Origin of the sequence: Rhodococcus sp. Ni2 (assembly GCF_021352185.1) — a bacterium.
Classification (GTDB): domain Bacteria; phylum Actinomycetota; class Actinomycetes; order Mycobacteriales; family Mycobacteriaceae; genus Rhodococcus_F; species Rhodococcus_F qingshengii.
Window position 1 is genome coordinate 2,495,835 of record NZ_WOXZ01000002.1, and the last position, 17,300, is coordinate 2,513,134.

The 17,300-nt window shown below is 63.0% G+C and carries 17 protein-coding genes; 5 read left to right on the top strand and 12 right to left on the bottom strand.

Annotation, left to right across the window (positions count from 1 at the left end; genetic code table 11):
- Complete coding sequence (gene pgk, locus GN300_RS25270; RefSeq protein ID WP_054801929.1) at window positions 1–1,212, top strand: phosphoglycerate kinase; 1,212 nt, start codon at window positions 1–3, stop codon at window positions 1,210–1,212.
- 6 nt (window positions 1,213–1,218) lie between these two features.
- Entirely contained in the window at window positions 1,219–2,004 is a 786-nt protein-coding gene (gene tpiA / locus GN300_RS25275) for a triose-phosphate isomerase (protein WP_042445664.1), read from the top strand.
- Window positions 2,005–2,094: 90 nt separating this feature from the next.
- Here the strand turns inward: tpiA and GN300_RS25280 are convergent, their stop codons facing one another.
- On the bottom strand, window positions 2,095–2,865 hold the full coding sequence (locus GN300_RS25280; RefSeq protein WP_063316419.1) for a tyrosine-protein phosphatase: 771 nt from the start codon (window positions 2,863–2,865) through the stop codon (window positions 2,095–2,097).
- A gap of 209 nt (window positions 2,866–3,074) precedes the next feature.
- Here GN300_RS25280 and secG point away from each other — a divergent pair, with 209 nt between their 5' ends.
- The 3 genes from secG (at window position 3,075) to GN300_RS25295 (ending at window position 7,076) form a co-directional block, all read left to right on the top strand.
- Window positions 3,075–3,308 (top strand): preprotein translocase subunit SecG, encoded by a 234-nt coding sequence (gene secG, locus GN300_RS25285; protein WP_003944946.1) that lies wholly within the window; start codon window positions 3,075–3,077, stop codon window positions 3,306–3,308.
- A gap of 103 nt (window positions 3,309–3,411) precedes the next feature.
- Window positions 3,412–6,186, top strand: coding sequence for a phosphoenolpyruvate carboxylase (ppc, locus tag GN300_RS25290; protein WP_063316418.1), 2,775 nt, complete (start codon window positions 3,412–3,414; stop codon window positions 6,184–6,186).
- Between the two features lie 104 nt (window positions 6,187–6,290).
- Window positions 6,291–7,076 carry an oxidoreductase gene (locus tag GN300_RS25295; RefSeq protein ID WP_063316417.1) on the top strand — a complete coding sequence of 262 codons (786 nt, stop codon included), beginning with the start codon at window positions 6,291–6,293 and terminating at the stop codon, window positions 7,074–7,076.
- On the opposite strand, the gene GN300_RS25300 is transcribed toward GN300_RS25295, so the two are convergent.
- The 11 genes from GN300_RS25300 to tkt form a co-directional block, all read right to left on the bottom strand.
- Window positions 7,063–7,575, bottom strand: coding sequence for a hypothetical protein (locus tag GN300_RS25300; protein ID WP_233405700.1), 513 nt, complete (start codon window positions 7,573–7,575; stop codon window positions 7,063–7,065). The genes GN300_RS25295 and GN300_RS25300 overlap by 14 nt on opposite strands.
- Window positions 7,576–7,747: 172 nt before the next feature.
- Window positions 7,748–7,996 carry a hypothetical protein gene (locus tag GN300_RS25305; RefSeq protein WP_230359854.1) on the bottom strand — a complete coding sequence of 83 codons (249 nt, stop codon included), beginning with the start codon at window positions 7,994–7,996 and terminating at the stop codon, window positions 7,748–7,750.
- A gap of 134 nt (window positions 7,997–8,130) precedes the next feature.
- Entirely contained in the window at window positions 8,131–8,451 is a 321-nt protein-coding gene (locus tag GN300_RS25310) for a TfoX/Sxy family protein (protein ID WP_003944891.1), read from the bottom strand.
- Window positions 8,452–8,478: 27 nt separating this feature from the next.
- Window positions 8,479–9,201 (bottom strand): AAA family ATPase, encoded by a 723-nt coding sequence (locus GN300_RS25315; protein WP_003944997.1) that lies wholly within the window; start codon window positions 9,199–9,201, stop codon window positions 8,479–8,481.
- A gap of 32 nt (window positions 9,202–9,233) precedes the next feature.
- The gene (locus tag GN300_RS25320; RefSeq protein WP_050656346.1) at window positions 9,234–9,578 is read right to left on the bottom strand and encodes an iron chaperone; all 345 of its coding nucleotides are present in this window, start codon (window positions 9,576–9,578) and stop codon (window positions 9,234–9,236) included.
- A gap of 25 nt (window positions 9,579–9,603) precedes the next feature.
- On the bottom strand, window positions 9,604–10,524 hold the full coding sequence (locus GN300_RS25325) for an SDR family oxidoreductase (RefSeq protein ID WP_058226747.1): 921 nt from the start codon (window positions 10,522–10,524) through the stop codon (window positions 9,604–9,606).
- A gap of 325 nt (window positions 10,525–10,849) precedes the next feature.
- Window positions 10,850–11,590, bottom strand: a complete 741-nt coding sequence (gene pgl / locus GN300_RS25330; protein ID WP_030536405.1) for a 6-phosphogluconolactonase — start codon at window positions 11,588–11,590, stop codon at window positions 10,850–10,852.
- Window positions 11,583–12,491, bottom strand: a complete 909-nt coding sequence (gene opcA, locus GN300_RS25335) for a glucose-6-phosphate dehydrogenase assembly protein OpcA (RefSeq protein ID WP_003944921.1) — start codon at window positions 12,489–12,491, stop codon at window positions 11,583–11,585. Before opcA ends, pgl begins: the two co-directional genes overlap by 8 nt.
- Entirely contained in the window at window positions 12,491–14,035 is a 1,545-nt protein-coding gene (zwf, locus tag GN300_RS25340) for a glucose-6-phosphate dehydrogenase (protein WP_030536404.1), read from the bottom strand. Before zwf ends, opcA begins: the two co-directional genes overlap by 1 nt.
- A gap of 4 nt (window positions 14,036–14,039) precedes the next feature.
- Window positions 14,040–15,164, bottom strand: a complete 1,125-nt coding sequence (tal, locus tag GN300_RS25345; RefSeq protein ID WP_063316718.1) for a transaldolase — start codon at window positions 15,162–15,164, stop codon at window positions 14,040–14,042.
- 5 nt (window positions 15,165–15,169) lie between these two features.
- On the bottom strand, window positions 15,170–17,272 hold the full coding sequence (gene tkt, locus GN300_RS25350) for a transketolase (RefSeq protein ID WP_003944976.1): 2,103 nt from the start codon (window positions 17,270–17,272) through the stop codon (window positions 15,170–15,172).
- Window positions 17,273–17,300: the final 28 nt, after the last annotated feature.

Below are 17,300 nucleotides of genomic sequence, written 5' to 3' on the forward strand. Positions count from 1 at the left end.
GTGGCAGTTCAGACGCTGAAGGATCTGCTGGACGCTGGGGTCGGAGGGCGCACCGTACTGGTGCGTTCCGATCTCAACGTCCCGTTGGATGGCGGAGAAATCACGGACCCGGGTCGCATCGTCGCGTCCGCTCCCACCCTGCGGGCACTTGCCGAGGGTGGAGCGAAGGTCATCGTGACCGCGCACCTCGGGCGCCCCGACGGTCAGCCCGATCCCAAGTTCTCCCTCGCACCGGTTGCCGCGAAGTTGGCCGAAATCCTCGGTCGCAACGTGCAACTCGCCGGTGACGTCGTGGGACAGGACGCGCTGGCTCGTTCCGAAGGACTCACCGATGGTGACGTCCTGATGCTCGAGAACATCCGTTTCGACCCTCGCGAGACCAGCAAGGACGAAGCCGAGCGGGTCAAGCTCGCCAAGGCTCTCGTCGAGCTGGTCGGTGACGACGGCGCATTCGTCTCCGACGGATTCGGTGTTGTTCACCGTAAGCAGGCGTCGGTCTTCGACGTCGCGAAGCTGCTCCCGCATTACGCCGGATACCTGGTCGGCGCCGAGGTCGAGGTGCTCGCCAAGCTCACGCAGGACGCAGCGCGTCCGTACGCGGTGGTGCTCGGTGGCTCCAAGGTCTCGGACAAGCTGGCCGTCATCGAGGCACTGGCGCCGAAGGTCGACACTCTGGTGATCGGCGGCGGAATGTTCTACACGTTCCTCGCGGCTCAGGGTGTGTCCGTGGGCAATTCGCTGTGCGAAGAGTCCATGATCGAGACCTGCAAGGATCTCCTCGACCGGTACGCCGACGTCATCCACATCCCTCAGGATGTTGTCGTCGCGGACTCCTTCTCGGCCGATGCCGAGTCGAAGATCGTTCCGTTCGACAAGATTCCCGACGGCTGGATGGGTCTGGACATCGGACCGGAGTCGGTCAAGCGCTTTGCCGCGATCCTGACCGGCGCCAAGACGGTGTTCTGGAACGGCCCGATGGGCGTGTTCGAGTTCCCGAAGTTCGAGGCAGGCACCCGCGGTGTCGCCGAGGCAATCGTGGAGGCAACCGAGAAGGGCGCCTTCAGCGTCGTCGGCGGCGGCGACTCCGCAGCAGCCGTTCGTCAGCTCGGTATCCCGGACGAGGGCTTCTCGCACATTTCCACCGGTGGTGGCGCTTCCCTCGAGTACCTCGAGGGCAAAGAGCTGCCTGGCATCGCAGTACTGGAAGGCTGATCCGACATGGCACGTAAGCCGTTGATCGCCGGCAACTGGAAGATGAACCTGAACCACCTCGAGGCTATCGCCCTGGTGCAGAAGATCGCTTTCTCTTTGCCTGCGAAGTACTTCGACAAAGTGGACGTCACGGTCATCCCGCCGTTCACCGACATCCGAAGCGTCCAGACGCTGATCGAGGGCGACAAGCTCCTCCTCACGTACGGCGCGCAAGATGTCTCGGCTCATGACTCGGGTGCGTTCACGGGCGAGATCAGCGGCTCCATGCTGGCCAAGCTCGGTTGCACCTTCGTCGTGGTCGGTCACTCCGAGCGTCGCACCCTTCACGGTGAGACCAACGAGACCGTCCTCGCGAAGACGAAGGCTGCTCTCAAGAACGGCCTCACGCCGATCGTGTGCATCGGCGAAGGCCTCGAGATCCGCGAAGCGGGCGAGCATGTCGCCTACAACGTCGACCAGCTCAAGGGTTCGTTGGCGGGCCTGAGCGCGGAGGAGATCTCCAAGATCGTCATCGCGTACGAACCTGTCTGGGCCATCGGCACCGGCCGTGTCGCTTCTGCCGCCGATGCACAGGAAGTGTGTGCTGCGGTACGAGCAACAGTGGCCGAACTTGCCGACGCCGAGGTCGCGGCCGGCGTTCGCGTTCTGTACGGCGGTAGCGTCAGCTCCAAGAACGTCGGAGAGATCGTCGGCCAGACCGACGTCGACGGCGCTCTTGTCGGAGGCGCGTCGCTCAAGGCTGACGAGTTCGCAACACTGTCTGCGATCGCTGCAGGCGGTCCGCTCCCGTGATGATCGGGTAGTGAGCTGAAACTGCTCGCGACTAAGTCTGCGGGTGTGTGACCGAGTAGGTCACACACCCGCAGTTTTTTTGTTCGCGAGTCAGCTCACCAGTTTGGTTTCCAGAGCGCCGACGAGTTCGGGAGCAAGCTCCAACCCGGCGGTCAGATAGTTCTCAACGGTTCCGTAGTGGTGCTCGACCTGCTCGAAGGCAGCGCCCAGGTAACTCGCGTCGACGGAAAGCAGCAACCGGATCACCTCGCCCTTGTCTGCATCTGTGGCAGCGGCGATCTTCGCGACTGTTGCCTCGATGTACTCGGCCGAGTACGTGTTCGTGAGCAGGTAGTCCGCCGTGATCGTTTCGCGCGGTACACCAGCGAGTGTCTGCAGTAGCGCTGCCGCCCAACCAGTTCGGTCCTTGCCCGCCGTGCAGTGGAAGAGTTGCGGCCCCTCGGTGGTCGCCAGGGCGGCGAACAACTGCGAAAATCCGTTCCGAGTGACGGGGTCTGCGACAAAGCTGCGATTGATGTTCTGCATGAAAGCTGTTGCAGCGTCCGCTGTTCGGAGCGCCATCGCTTCGGCGTGGATGTTTCCGGACAGGATGGGAATGTGGGCGTACATCGCCGGCGCCGGCACGATGTCGGGAGTTTCGTTCGCCTCGGTTTCGGAGCGCACGTCATAGACGGCGGTCAGCCCCAGCGATTCCACGATTGCAAGATCCTCGGGCGAGGGCGTCAGTACGTTTGCACGGTAGAAGACTCCGCGGCTCATCGCCTGTCCGCTGGTCGTGACGTACCCGGGGCCGGCCACGTCGCGGAAGTTGTGAATCGAAGCCAGACGTGGTGTGTCGGGCAGGGCAGTGTCGGAAAGCATGGAGCCGGCCTTTCGGAGGTAGAGTCGCGTCAACTGAAAAACTACTGAATCGGTATCTCGACAGTGTGATCGATGCCACTGACCAAGAGTCGTGCCTGGCCGGGTGCAAAGTTATGTGCGAGGCGGGTATGTGGTCAGGCTATCTGCGCGCGCCTGTATGGTGTTATCGGTTGTAGTTGTCCCTATTGGATTGGTGGACGTAGACAGACATGAAACTGTTCCTGGATATCCTGCTGGTCATCACCAGCTTGCTCCTCATCGCCTTGGTGCTCCTGCATCGCGGTAAGGGCGGCGGTTTGTCGAGTCTGTTCGGTGGCGGTGTCCAGTCCAGCCTGTCCGGATCGACTGTTGTCGAGAAGAACCTCGACCGGTTGACGGTCTTCACCGCGTTGATCTGGCTCATTTCGATCGTCGGCATCGGCCTGGAGATCAAGTTCGCCTGATTCTCGGCTCATGACTTACAGCCGGTAGTTTTTCACACACGAATTTCAGACACGGAACCCCGCCTATCGAGCGGGGTTCTTTGTTTCGGTCGATAATTGTGTGATGACTGAAACCGCGTCGCATCGAGAAACACCGCGAGAGGCCACCGAGCCGCTGCGCGAAGACATCCGGCTTCTCGGCGGAATACTCGGACAAATAGTGCGAGAGCAAGCCGGCGACAATGTGTTCGATCTGGTCGAGCGAGCCCGTGTCGAGTCGTTCCGAGTCCGTCGTTCGGAGATCGATCGCGCCGAACTGGTGTCGCTGTTCGCCGAAATCAGTACGGACGACGCCATTCCCGTCATCCGGGCGTTCAGTCACTTCGCACTGCTCGCCAACCTGGCCGAGGACATCCATCGCGAGCGTCGACGGGCCATCCACGTCAACGCGGGGGAACCGCCCCGCGACAGCACTCTCGCGGCCACGTACACCAAACTTGATGCAGCCGATATCGATTCGGCCACCGTCGAAGAAGCGCTGCGGGGCGCCCTGGTCTCACCCGTCATCACCGCTCACCCGACGGAGACTCGACGCCGTACGGTGTTCGAGACGCAGAGTCGGATCACCGAGTTGATGCGATACCGCGAGCGCACGGCGCTGAGCGTCGCAGAAACCGCTGATGTCGATCTGCAATTGCGCCGTCAGATCCTGACCCTGTGGCAGACGGCTCTGATCCGGCTCAGCCGCCTCCGCATCCAGGATGAAATCGAGGTAGGCCTGCGCTACTACGACGCAGCGTTGTTCGAGGTGATTCCGAAGATCAACGCCGAGGTTCGCAAAGCTCTGCGCACTCGTTGGCCGGACGCCGGGCTCCTGCCGGAACCGATCCTGAGGCCGGGTTCGTGGATCGGCGGTGACCGAGACGGCAATCCGTACGTGACCGGCGAAATCGTCCAGCGCGCCACGTCGCGCGCTGCGGCGACTGCTCTCGAGCATCACCTCGAGGAACTCGAACATCTCGAGCGTGAACTGTCGATGTCGGCGCGGCTGGTTTCCGTCACGCCCGAACTCGATCTGCTGGCGTCTACCTCCGGCGACGACTCTGCCTTCAGGGCCGATGAGCCGTACCGTCGCGCGATTCGCGGTATCCGCGGGCGCTTGAGCGCCACAGCACTGACGGTACTGGGGGAGTTGCCCGCCCACGGGTCCGACGACGGACTCGAGGCGTACACCGACCCGGCACAGTTGCAGCGGGATCTCGGAATCATCGACACCTCGTTGCGTCGTTTCGGTGACGAGACCATCGCCGACGATCGACTCGATCGGCTCCGAGAAGCGGTGGAGGTGTTCGGCTTTCACCTGTCCGGTCTGGACATGCGGCAGAACTCCGAGGTACACGAAAGCGTCGTCGCAGAACTTCTGGCGTGGGCCGGAGTTCACCCGGACTACGCGTCCTTGCCGGAAGGCGATCGAGTCGAATTGCTGTCGGCCGAGTTGACGACGCGGCGACCACTGACTTCGCCGGACGCCGAGTTCAGCGAATTGACCACCAAGGAACTGGCCATCATGGCGGCGGGTGCCAAGGCAGTGCGGGTTCTCGGAGCGGGCGCAGTACCCAACTACATCATCAGCATGTGTACCTCGGTCAGTGACATGCTCGAGGCCGCAGTGCTGCTCAAAGAGGTCGGGGTGCTCGATCCGGGCGTCGGTAGCGAGCCCTCGTGCCCGATCGGCATCGTGCCGTTGTTCGAGACGATCGAGGATCTGCAGGGCGGCGCCGACACACTGCTGGCGACGCTCGACATCCCGATCTATCGTGCGATCGTCCGTTCCCGTGGTGACAGTCAAGAAGTGATGCTCGGGTACTCCGACTCGAACAAGGACGGCGGGTACCTGGCAGCCAACTGGGCGCTGTACCGTGCCGAACTCGACCTCGTCGATGCCGCGCGTAAGAGCGGAATCAGGTTGAGGCTCTTCCACGGCCGCGGCGGAACCGTCGGACGTGGCGGCGGACCGAGTTACGAAGCGATTCTGGCTCAGCCTCCCGGTGCAGTCGCTGGTTCTCTGCGAATCACCGAGCAGGGTGAGGTGATTGCGGCCAAGTACGCCGAACCGCGTCTGGCACATCGCAACCTCGAAACACTCATCGCCGCGACTATCGAGTCGACATTGCTCGACGTCGAAGGACTCGGCAGCGATGCCGACGCTGCCTACGCGGTACTGGACGAGCTCGCGGCCCTCGCCCGCACTGCGTACAGCGAATTGGTGCACGACACACCAGGATTCGTGCAGTACTTCGAAGCGTCGACACCGGTCGCGGAGATCGGGGCACTCAACATCGGCTCTCGTCCGGCCTCTCGCAAGCAGACCAAGGCGATCTCCGACCTGCGAGCGATTCCCTGGGTGCTCTCGTGGAGTCAGTCTCGCGTGATGCTTCCGGGTTGGTACGGAACCGGCGCCGCGTTCGAACGATGGATCGACGGAGACGACGCTCGGCTTGCCACGTTGACGGCCCTGTACGAGAAGTGGCCGTTCTTCCGAACCGTGCTCTCGAACATGGCCATGGTGATGTCGAAGTCGGATCTCGGTTTGGCGGCCCGGTACGCGGACCTCGTGCCCGACGCCGAACTGCGCGATCGAGTCTTCGGAATGATCACCGACGAGCACGAACGCACAATTCGCATGTACAAGGCAATCACGGGCAACGAGAACCTCTTTGCCGACAACTCGGGCCTCGAGCGTTCGGTCCACAACCGGTTCCCGTACCTCGAACCTCTCAACCATCTACAGGTCGAGCTGATCCGTCGGTACCGTTCCGGCGACGAGAGCGATCAGGTGCGTCGGGGTATCCAGCTGACGATGAACGGCCTGGCCACTGCGCTTCGTAACAGTGGCTAGGTAACAGCGGCTGGTTCTGCAGGTTTACCAGGGTGTGCGTGCGGCGACTCTAGAGCTGTCGCACGCACACCCAACGCTGCGCACCGGACCGAACGGGGACCGCAGTGGATCTGCAATTGGACGGACGAACTGCCGTCGTTACCGGCGCGGGAAAAGGTATCGGGTTGGCGATCACTCGGGCCTTGGTGGCCGAGGGAGTCCACGTCGTCGCGGGCTCGCGGACGCTCTCGCCGGAACTCGAATCGCTGCAGTCCGGCGGCGCCGTCACCTTTGTCGGCGTCGACCTCGCGAGTGTCGAAGGATCAACCCGACTGCTCGCGGTTGCAGCAGTGAGGGGCGGCGTCGACATCCTGGTCAACAACGTCGGCGCCGTCACCCCGAGAACGAGCGGTTTCGCGGCAATCACAGACGAAGAGTGGACGGCGTCGTTCAATCTGACGTTCTTGTCGGCTGTACGCACTGTTCGCGCTGCGCTGCCGGAGTTGATCCGCCGAGGTGGCGGGAGCATCGTGACGATCAGTTCGGTCAACGCATTCTTACCTGACCCCACGGTGATCGACTACAGCGCCGCCAAAGCGGCGTTGACCAACTTCTCGAAGTCGTTGTCGAAAGAACTGGGCGGGCAGGGGATCCGCGTCAATACCGTCAGCCCTGGCCCGGTGCAAACGGAGTTGTGGCTCGGCAAGCACGGAGTGGCCTCGACGCTGGCGAAGGCGAGTGGATCAGCCGCCGACGACATCGTCGAAAGCGCCGCGGCCGGAGCCGAGACTGGGCGGTTCACCTTCCCCGAAGAGGTTGCCGACCTGGTGTTGTTCCTCGCCAGCGATCGTGCGGGGAACGTGACAGGCGCGGATTTCGTGATCGACGGCGGTCTGATCAAGACCTTGTGATCATTGCTGCCTGAAACCTGATCATGTGCGCGACGGTCGACGACGTGATGCACAGGATCACTGCGGACGCGATGACCACCCACAGTCCCCACCCGATGGACGGTCCGGCAGTGTGCCCTGCGAACTCGGTACTACGTCGCACGATGGACGCGGCGTTTCCGACGGCAACGATCAAGACCGCGATTCCGACCAAAGGGCCGGTGCAGTGATTCTTGATCTCGGGCGTGACGTCTCGAACCACGAGGGTGATCAGCGCGGTCACCGCGCAGAGAGCGAGGACGAGAGTGATCACTCCGCATTCGTCGATACCACTGTGGTCCAGCGCGGAGGATGACGTCCACGGGCCGAGGCTTCCGGCGACGATCCCGGCGCACGCCCAGAGCGATCCGATGAGGCTAGGTCCGAAACGGTCGGGCATGAGGGAGGGAATTGCGCGGGTCGACGGCAGCTGAAACCCGAAGGCGCGTTGGTGATCCGGCTGATTGGGTGTGAACGTCACGGGACGGACCACCTTTCCTCCGCGGCGTCGAGCCGCCCAATCCAATGCTTTTCCGGAGTCTAAGGGCCGCCCAGTTCACTTTTGCCGAATCGAGCGAAATTGATCGAACCGGCGCTAGGGCTCGAGCAACTCGGCGTGAGAATATTCGTTGCAGCCCGCACCGACGAGGCGCTTACTGTTCAAACGGCGTCGTGAACGACACTGGTTTGCCGGCGGCGCGCGCGTACGCGATCTCTCGGCGCGTGGACTCACCGATGTATCCGCGAGGGTTGACGACCAGAACCCGATCGGCGAGGTCGATCTTGCGCAGATGGAGCGCGTCGAGCAGGTTCTTCTGCTCGACAGAGACCGCCTCGTCTGCTTCAACCGGCGCGACGACGATCACGCCCGCGAACGTCAGGTCGCGGTTCGCCTCCCGCATCTCTTCAGCGAATCGCGCAGAGCCGCAGATACAGACAATCTCAGGTCGATCGGGCACGGTTTAGTCTCTCACCGACGCGAGAGCCCGCGGCCACACCAGTCTCGTCAGATATCTTCGGCAACGCACCCCAGCTGTCAGTGAACGAAGTCCAGAGCTTCCTTGATCCACGCGTTGAATTCGACGTTCGAACTCGTCCCGGTTCGGTCGACGACGATCCATCCCTTGCTCATCGGCTTACCCCGCATCTCGGGCCAGCTTGCACCCTTGTGCGTCAGAAGCTCGTCGACTCGATCGGGGTCACACCGAACCATGATGTTGCCGTGTGAGTTCGCACTGGCGGCCAGCTTCCCGTTCACCATGAAGCTCAGCCCACCGAACATCTTTACTTCCTCGACGTCGTCCTCGCCCGAGAGCGCATCGCGGATACGCTCAGCCAGCGCTTTGTCGTATGCCATGGAGGCCTCCTGGGGTGGAGTTCCAGGTTAGATCAGATGGCGCAGGTACGTGTGCGGGTCGTGAAGGAACCGCTGCCAGTTCGACACCAGATCGAGGTCCTCCCAGCTCGAGGCTCGGATTCCCCATTCTCCGATCTCGAGCAGGTTGGCGTTCGGCAGCGCCGCGATGATCGGCGAGTGCGTCGCGATCACCGCCTGCGCGCCGGATTCCACCAGCTCGCCGAGCAGCGCGGCCAGTGTCAGGGTCCCTTGGAAGGAGAGTGCGGCATCGGGTTCGTCGATGAGATAGAAGCCGCCGTCGGAGGTCCTCGACGACAGGATCTCGAGCAGCGCCTCACCGTGGGAGAGGTGATGGTAAAGCGGTTCAGGTCGCTTGGGATTGGGGTTGTCCTCCAAGTACGTGTACAAACCGTGCAGGGTTTCGTCTCGGAGGTAGTACGCCCACTTCGATGCTCCGGGACTCCGTTCGAGCACAAGGTCGAGGCCGCCCGGTTCACTCGATCGAGTCTGATGCCGCGTATTGGTCGACCCGCCTTCGGCGTTGAGACCGAGAACGGCGGCAATAATTTCGATGACGGTCGACTTTCCCGCTCCGTTTTCGCCGACCAGAATGGTGACACCCGGTGGTAGCTCGAGACCGTGCTGAACGATCTGCGCGACTGCAGGCACCGTCATCGGCCAGCTGCCTACGTCGGCGCCCGACGATGGCCCGGCCTTGATGCGGCGGATGGGTTGTCTCTGCACGGCCATACGTTCTCACAAGGCTCCGACGAGAACGGACGTTAGTGGCGCTGCGCGAGCAATTCGACGATCTGAGCCACGAGATCGAGAGGGATCGGTTTGTTCAGCGGGAACTTCACCGTTGATTTCGCAGCCCGGTAAGGGTCGACGGACTTCTCGAACTCGGCGTCACCCGCCGGGAGCGGGTACATCGAGATGTGGTTTTTCCAGCCTGCGAAGTGAATCAGGTTCTTTCCGTTCACCGTCATGGTCGGCATCTGATAGCTGATGGTCTCATCGAGGCCTGGAACCGTGTTGTGAATCGTCTCGCGGATACTCTCGAGGGCTGGTTGCACGTCGGTGGGAAACGAAGCGATGTATTCGTCGATCGTCGCGAATTCGGCCATGCGCGGATCATAATCGCAGCCGGATTCATTTGGTCCGCCAGAAATCGGGGCGGCTGCCGTCCGCGTCGGTGAACCCGTATTCCGTTCCGAGTTCGCCTGAACTGACCGATCGCTGATTCCATCGCTGTCGATTCGGATCGGCAGCGATGGCCGCGATCGCACGTCCGATGAATCTTGGTGACTCGGAGCGTGCGAAATCCGCGGGCGCAGTCGGGCCATCGCGCTCCGGCAACAGAGCGTCACGCCAATTCGATTCGCCGACACCAAAATTGTCGAGCATCATCTCCGATCGCAGGAACCCGGGAGTGATGGCGACGGCAGTACAGCCGAACGGGGCAAGTTCGTGGCCTTGCGAAAATGCGAGCCTGTTCACGGACACCTTGGCCAAGTCGTAGAACACCGAGATGCGATAGTTCGATGCGTTGTATTCGGTAGTGCCATCGGTTATTTCGGCGACCAGTCCGCCCGGCCGATCGATCATCAGCGGCAGGAGGTGGTGCGACGTGGTGATGTGGGTGTCGATCGCCAGACGCAAGATGTGAAACCCCTTGTCCAGATCGTGTTCCCATACCGGCGTGTTCCACTCCGCCGGCCCACCCTTGAGTAATTCCGCGCCCCAGATGTCGTTGACCAAGATGTCGATATGGTGATAGTCGATTCGCAAGCGTTCGGCGAGATCAGCCACTTGTTTGCTCTTGAGATGATCGACGGCAATCGGCACGCCGACGCCGCCCAGTTCGGTGACCAACTCTGCCGTCTCTTCGATGGTCTCTCCGCGCGGATAGTCCGACTGAAGAATTCCGGCAGATGTGCTCCGGCCAGTGCAGATGACGGTTGCACCGGCCTCGCCCAAGGCCGCGGCGATTCCGCGTCCGGCGCCCCTCGTCGCCCCGGCAACTACAGCCACTCGCCCGCGAAGTGCGTCCGGATTCGGTGTCCACGACATTGTTCGATTGTTCTCGCCTGGATTGCTTCGTTCAAGAGTGAACGCGATCTGCGGAACCGAACCTTACTTCGCGGCGTCCAAGGTAGTAATCATTCGGATGAAGGAGGCAGGGGGAGAGATGAATCGTTGTGTGGGGCGCAGTGCTGGTTGGAGAAACGGGATCTCGGGATTGAGTTCCGTTCCGTCAAAAGGAAATTCGCATCGGATCCGGACTCGGCGGGTAGTCGAAAGTCGCCACGGTGAGGAAGTCGTCGACGTACCACCAAGCCGGGAATCGCCGGAAGACGATTCCCGACCGGTGTGAAATCAGATCTGTGAAATCAGATCAGGGAAGCTGCGAGGCAGCGTCCGAATCGAGGAACCAACGTGTCGCAACCAAACCGGTGGCGCCGGCGGACGGCCAGTCGTCGGCCGAAGCACCTCCGACGGCTTTGGCAACGGCCTCGGCCTTTGCAGCACCCGAGACGAGCAGCCAAACCTCTTTGGCTCGCCGAACAGCAGGCAACGTGAGGGTGATCCGCACCGGTGGCGGCTTGGGGGAGTCCGTCACCGCGACTACGAAACGCGCTTCTTCGCGAACAGCGTCGGTGTGCGGGAACAACGAGTTGACGTGTCCTTCGCCGCCCATACCGAGCAGGTGCACGTCGAACGTCGGAACCTGATTCCCGTGTGCCTGAGCGCCCAGCAGTTGTTCGTACGCCGTCGCCGCCCCGTGTGGATCACCGTCGTAGATACCGTCGGATGCGGCCATCGCATGTACCCTGTCGGGATCGACCGGCACATGATCGAGAAGCGCCTCACGTGCTTGCACTTCGTTCCGCTCGGGATCGCCGGACGGCAGGAACCGTTCGTCGCCCCAGTACAGATCGATCTGCGACCAGTCGATGTCGCCGGGAGCTTCACGCAACTTCTCGAGAAGTGCGATGCCGGTTCCGCCACCGGTCAGCACGATGGACGCAAACCCGCGAGCCTTCTGGGCATCGACGATGGTCGTGACCAGCCGTGCGGCGGCAGCGTCGACAAGTTGGCCGGCGTCGGAAAACTTCTCCACGACAACATCACTCATAGGTCACCTTCTCCAATCCGGCCAGAGCTTCTTCGTAGATCTCGTCCGGATCGAGCCGACGCAATTCCTCGGCGAGGCAATCGCGTGTCTCTCGACGACCCAGAGAAACCAGCGCGTCAGGCTGACCGGTGCGGATCAACGTAGCGGTCGTGCCCTCCTGCGGACGACTGATGGAGATACTGCGGGTCTCGAGCTTCAACTCGACCGTCAGCTCACCCGTACGTCGAATGACCGGACCGTCGATCTTGGCTGCCAACCAACCGGCGAGAATATCCAGTGCCGGTTCGGTTTTGAGACCGGAGACCACCGCTGAGGTGATCTTCTCGTGCGGCGGCTGATCGAGAGCCGACGCGAGGAGCGCGCGCCAGTAGGTGACGCGACTCCAAGCGAGATCGGTATCGCCGGCGGTGTACGACGCGAGTCGCCCCTTGATGGTGGCGGTCGGATCGGGGGCGCCGGTGGCATCGGTGATGCGCCGTATCGCGAGCTTCCCGACGGGATCCTTGGCTGGAATCTCGGGTGCCTCGAGGGGCCACCACGCGACTACCGGTGTATCGGGGAGCAGGAACGGGATGACGACGCTGCTCTCGTGGTCCGCCAGGGGACCGTAGAGACGCAGCACGACAACCTCCGAGGCGCCGGCGTCCCCGCCGACACGGATCTGAGCATCGAGCCTGGGCTCACTCTGCTCGTCGCCACGCAGGAGCACGATGACGCGGCAAGGGTGCTCGCGGCTTGCTTCGTTGGCGGCCTCGATGGCTTCCTCGGCATTCCCGGTGTCCCTGGTGCAGACGACGAGCGTCAGCACTCGCCCCAAGGTGACAGCGCCGCCGGTCTTACGCACCTCGACCAGTTTCTTGCTGACCTGGACCGTGGTGGTGGAGGGCAGATCGAGAATCACTAGGGTCGCCTCCATTCGCGTCCGGTGCGTTGCATCATTTCGTCCGCAGACGGTGGTCCCCACGTTCCGGCCTCGTAGGGTTCCGGCTTGCCGCCGGCTGCCCAGTGTTCGAGGACGGGATCGAGGATTTCCCAAGACAATTCGACTTCGGCGTTGACCGGGAAGAGTGACGGCTCACCGAGCAACACGTCGAGAATGAGTCGCTCGTACGCCTCCGGTGACGACTCGGTGAAAGCCTGGCCGTACGAGAAGTCCATGTTGACGTCACGGACTTCCATGCTCGATCCGGGAACCTTCGAACCGAACCGCATGGTGACACCCTCGTCGGGCTGCACGCGGATGACCAGAGCGTTCTGGCCGAGGTCTTCGGTCATCGTCTTGTCGAACGGTAGGTGCGGTGCACGTTTGAACACCACCGCGATCTCGGTGACACGGCGTCCGAGTCGTTTGCCCGTGCGCAGGTAGAACGGCACACCCGCCCAGCGGCGGGTGTCGACCTCGAGGGTGATGGCGGCAAAGGTCTCCGTGATGGAGTCCGCTGCGAAGCCGTCTTCTTCGAGGAGCCCGACCACCGGCAGCCCACCCTGCCAGCCGCCCGCGTACTGGCCGCGTGCGGTGGTCTCGTCGAGGGGCTCGGCAAGGCGAGTGGCCGAGAGGACCTTGATCTTCTCCGCCTGCAGATTGAGCGGCTCGAAGCTGATGGGTTCTTCCATCGCCGTGAACGCGAGCAACTGCAGCAGGTGGTTCTGGATCACGTCACGGGCCGCGCCGATGCCGTCGTAGTACCCGGCGCGTCCACCGAGGCCGATGTCCTCGGCCATCGTGATCTGAACGTGGTCGACGTAGTGCGCGTTCCAGATCGGATCGAACAACTGGTTCGCGAAGCGCAGAGCCAGAATGTTCTGGACGGTTTCCTTACCGAGGTAGTGGTCGATACGGAAGACCGTGTCCTCGGGGAACACCTTGTTGACGACGGCGTTCAGTTCGCGAGCGCTCTCGAGGTCGTGGCCGAACGGCTTCTCGATGACGACTCGTCGCCACTGACCGTCCTCGGCCTGCGCGAGGCCCGACGCCGACAGTTGCTCGAGCACCTGAGGAAACGCGTTGGGCGGAATCGCAAGGTAGAAACCGTGATTGCCGCCGATACCACGTTCGTTGTCGAGCGTGGCCAACGTGTCGGACAGGTTCTGGAAGGCCTCGGCCTCGTCGAAACTGCCCTCCACGAACCGGATACCTTCGGCGAGCCTCTCCCAGACGTCCTGACGGAACTTGGTGCGAGCGCCGTCCTTGACTGCTTCGAGGACGACGTTCGTGAAGTCCTCGTCCGTCCAGTCACGCCGGGCGAACCCGACCAGAGCGAATCCGGGCGGCAACAGTCCACGGTTGGCGAGGTCGTAGATGGCGGGCATGAGCTTGCGCCTGGCAAGGTCGCCGGTAACACCGAAAATCACCAGGGCGCAGGGCCCCGCAATGTGCGGAAGCCGTTTGTCGGTGCTGTCCCGAAGGGGATTCACCCAATCTGATGCCGCCGCGGAATCGCTCACAGGCTCAGCTCTTCTGGGTTGCTGCGCGGAGCTGCTCGGCGGTTGCGTCGAGCAACTCGTTCCAGGACACCTCGAACTTGTCGACGCCCTCTGTCTCGAGGTCCTTGAACACGTCCGCAAGATCGATGCCGACTGCAGCGAGCTGATCGAAGACCGCCTGTGACTCCTGAGCGGTGCCCGAGATCGTGTCGCCGGTGATCTCGCCGTGGTCGGCGAGAGCGTCGAGCGTCTTCTCCGGCATGGTGTTGACCGTGTTCGGCGCAACCAACTCGGTGACGTAGAGAGTGTCGGGGTAATCCGGGTTCTTCACGCCGGTCGACGCCCACAGCGGACGCTGAGCCTTGGCGCCGTCGGACAGAAGAGCCTGGAAGCGCGGCTGCACCTCGAAGATCTGCTGGTACGCGTTGTACGCCAGACGCGCGTTTGCGAGTGCAGCCTTGCCACGAAGCTCGAGGGCTTCCGGCGTGCCGATTGCCGTGAGGCGGTTGTCGATCTCGGAATCCACGCGGGAGACGAAGAACGAGGCGACCGACTCGATGGACGAGATGTCGCGGCCGGCAGCCTTGGCGGTGTCCAGACCTTCCAGGTATGCGCCCATGACTGCCTCGTAGCGCTCGACCGAGAAGATCAAGGTGACGTTGACGCTGATGCCCTCACCGATCACCTTGGCGATGGCGGGAATGCCTGCCAGCGTCGCGGGGATCTTGATCAGGACGTTCGGACGATCGACGATCTTGTGCAGCTCGATCGCCTGCGCGACGGTGGCGTCGGTATCGTGTGCCAGGCGAGGATCGACTTCGATGGACACGCGGCCGTCGACGCCGTTCGACGCCTCGAACTGCGGAGCCAGGATGTCGCACGCAGCACGCACGTCGTCGGTGGTCACCGCGGTGATGGTGGCGTCGACATCGGCGCCGCGCTGTGCGAGCTCACGGACCTGAGCGTCGTACGCCGATCCCTTGGACAGTGCCGCCTGGAAGATCGACGGGTTGGTCGTGACACCCACGATCGACTTCGTGTCGATGAGGTTCTGCAGGTTGCCGGACTGGATGCGATCCCGCGAGAGGTCGTCGAGCCAGATGGAAACGCCTGCAGCGGAGAGCTTTTCGGTATTCACGTTCTGTGTCATCGAGATCATCCCTTCACAGCTGCGAGGGAGCGCTGCGCGGCTTCGACAGTCGCGTCGGCAGTGATGCCGAACTCCCGGAACAAGGTCTTGTAATCGGCGGAAGCGCCGTAGTGCTCGAGCGAGACGGCCTGACCGGCGTCGCCGAGGATGCGCCACCACGGCATCGCGATGCCGGCTTCGACGGACACACGCGCGCGCACGGCGGGCGGAATGACCTCGTCGCGGTACGCCTGATCCTGCTCGAGGAACCAATCGAGGCACGGCACGGAAACGACGCGGGTTGCGACGCCCTGAGCTTCGAGGGTTTCGCGAGCCTCGGTGGCCAGATGCAGTTCGGAACCGGTCGCCAGCAAGATGACCTCGGGCGAACCGTTGGCTGCGTCGACGAGGACGTAAGCGCCGCGCTTGACGCCCTCGGCAGCCTTCTCCTTGGTGCCTTCGAGAACCGGGATGTCCTGGCGAGTGAGTGCCAGAGCCGTCGGGCCCGTCTTGTTCTCGAGTGCTGCCTGCCATGCGAAAGAGGTCTCGTTGGCGTCACCCGGGCGGACGACGGCGAGGTTCGGGATCGCACGAAGAGCAGCGAGGTGCTCGACCGGCTGGTGAGTCGGGCCGTCTTCGCCGAGACCGATGGAGTCGTGGGTCCAGACGTAGGTGACGGCAGTCTTCATCAGTGCGGCCAGGCGAACCGCCGGACGCATGTAGTCGGAGAAGACCATGAAGGTTCCGCCGTACGGGCGGGTCGGGCCGTGAAGCGCGATGCCGTTGAGGATCGAGCCCATCGCGTGCTCGCGGATGCCGAAGTGGAGCGTGCGGCCGTAAGGCTGCGCATTCCAGTCGTTTGTGGAGATGGAGAACGGGCCGAACGAATCTGCGCCCTTGATGGTGGTGTTGTTGCTGCCGGCGAGGTCGGCGGAGCCGCCCCACAGCTCGGGCAGGATCGGTCCGAGCGCGTTGAGTGCCGAACCGGAGGCCTTGCGAGTCGCAACGCCCTTGGCGTCGGCCTCGTAGGTCGGGAGAGCGTCGGCCCAGCCGGCGGGGAACTCACCGGCGAACAGGCGGTCGAAGAGTTCCTTGCGCTCGGTCTCACGTGCAGCCCACGCGTCGAACTCGACCTGCCATGCCTTGCGTGCGTCGGCGCCGCGGGAGACGACCTCACGGGCGTGAGCCAGAGCGTCGGCGTCGACGTCGAAGGACTTGGCCGGATCGAAGCCGAGGGCTTCCTTGACCGCTGCAACTTCGTCGGCACCGAGAGCGGAGCCGTGGACGTCGCCGGTGTTCATCTTCTTCGGAGCCGGAAAACCGATGATGGTGCGGAGCAAGATGATGGACGGACGATCGACGACGGCCTTGGCCGCGGCAACCGCGTCGAGGATGCCGGAGACGTTCTCGCCACCTTCGACGTGCTGAACGTGCCAGCCGTACGCCTCGTATCGCTTTCCGACGTCTTCGCCGAGAGCGATGGTGGTGTCGTGCTCGATGGAGATCTTGTTGTCGTCGTAGAAGACGATGAGGTTGCCCAGTTCCTGGACACCGGCGAGGGACGAGGCCTCGGACGTGACGCCTTCTTCGATGTCACCGTCGGACGCGATCACGTAGATGTGATGGTCGAAGGGGGAGGAGCCGACCGGGGTCTCCGGATCGAACAGCCCACGCTCACGACGCGCGGCCATCGCCATACCGACTGCGGACGCAAGGCCCTGGCCCAGCGGACCGGTGGTCATCTCGACGCCGACGGTGTGGCCGACCTCGGGGTGGCCGGGGGTCAGTGCGCCCCACGTGCGGAGAGCTTCGAGGTCAGCGAGCTCGAGGCCGTAGCCCGACAGGTAGAGCTGGGTGTACAGCGTCAAGGATGAATGGCCACAGGAGAGAACGAAGCGGTCACGGCCGACCCATTCTGCATCCGAAGGATCGTGGCGCATGACGCGCTGGAAGAGGGTGTATGCCAACGGCGCCAAGCTCATTGCAGTTCCGGGATGGCCGTTGCCGACCTTCTGAACCGCGTCGGCGGCGAGCACGCGGGCGGTATCGACAGCCTTGGTGTCCAGGTCGGTCCAGTCCGAGGGGTGGACGGGTTGCGTGAGGACGTGGATCTCGTCTGTGATCGACACTGGCAGATGTCTCCTGACATGGTGTACG

Coding starts and splice junctions, on each gene's coding strand:
- GN300_RS25320 (WP_050656346.1), bottom strand. CDS start 9,578: ATGGCCGAATTCGCGACGATCGACGAATACATCGCTTCGTTTCCCACC.
- GN300_RS25305 (WP_230359854.1), bottom strand. CDS start 7,996: ATGCGGGAGGCGAACCGCGACCTGACGTTCGCGGGCGTGATCGTCGTC.
- GN300_RS25280 (WP_063316419.1), bottom strand. CDS start 2,865: ATGCTTTCCGACACTGCCCTGCCCGACACACCACGTCTGGCTTCGATT.
- GN300_RS25315 (WP_003944997.1), bottom strand. CDS start 9,201: ATGGCCGTGCAGAGACAACCCATCCGCCGCATCAAGGCCGGGCCATCG.
- pgl (WP_030536405.1), bottom strand. CDS start 11,590: ATGAGTGATGTTGTCGTGGAGAAGTTTTCCGACGCCGGCCAACTTGTC.
- GN300_RS25310 (WP_003944891.1), bottom strand. CDS start 8,451: ATGGCATACGACAAAGCGCTGGCTGAGCGTATCCGCGATGCGCTCTCG.
- tpiA (WP_042445664.1), top strand. CDS start 1,219: ATGGCACGTAAGCCGTTGATCGCCGGCAACTGGAAGATGAACCTGAAC.
- GN300_RS25325 (WP_058226747.1), bottom strand. CDS start 10,524: ATGTCGTGGACACCGAATCCGGACGCACTTCGCGGGCGAGTGGCTGTA.
- secG (WP_003944946.1), top strand. CDS start 3,075: ATGAAACTGTTCCTGGATATCCTGCTGGTCATCACCAGCTTGCTCCTC.
- ppc (WP_063316418.1), top strand. CDS start 3,412: ATGACTGAAACCGCGTCGCATCGAGAAACACCGCGAGAGGCCACCGAG.
- tal (WP_063316718.1), bottom strand. CDS start 15,164: ATGACACAGAACGTGAATACCGAAAAGCTCTCCGCTGCAGGCGTTTCC.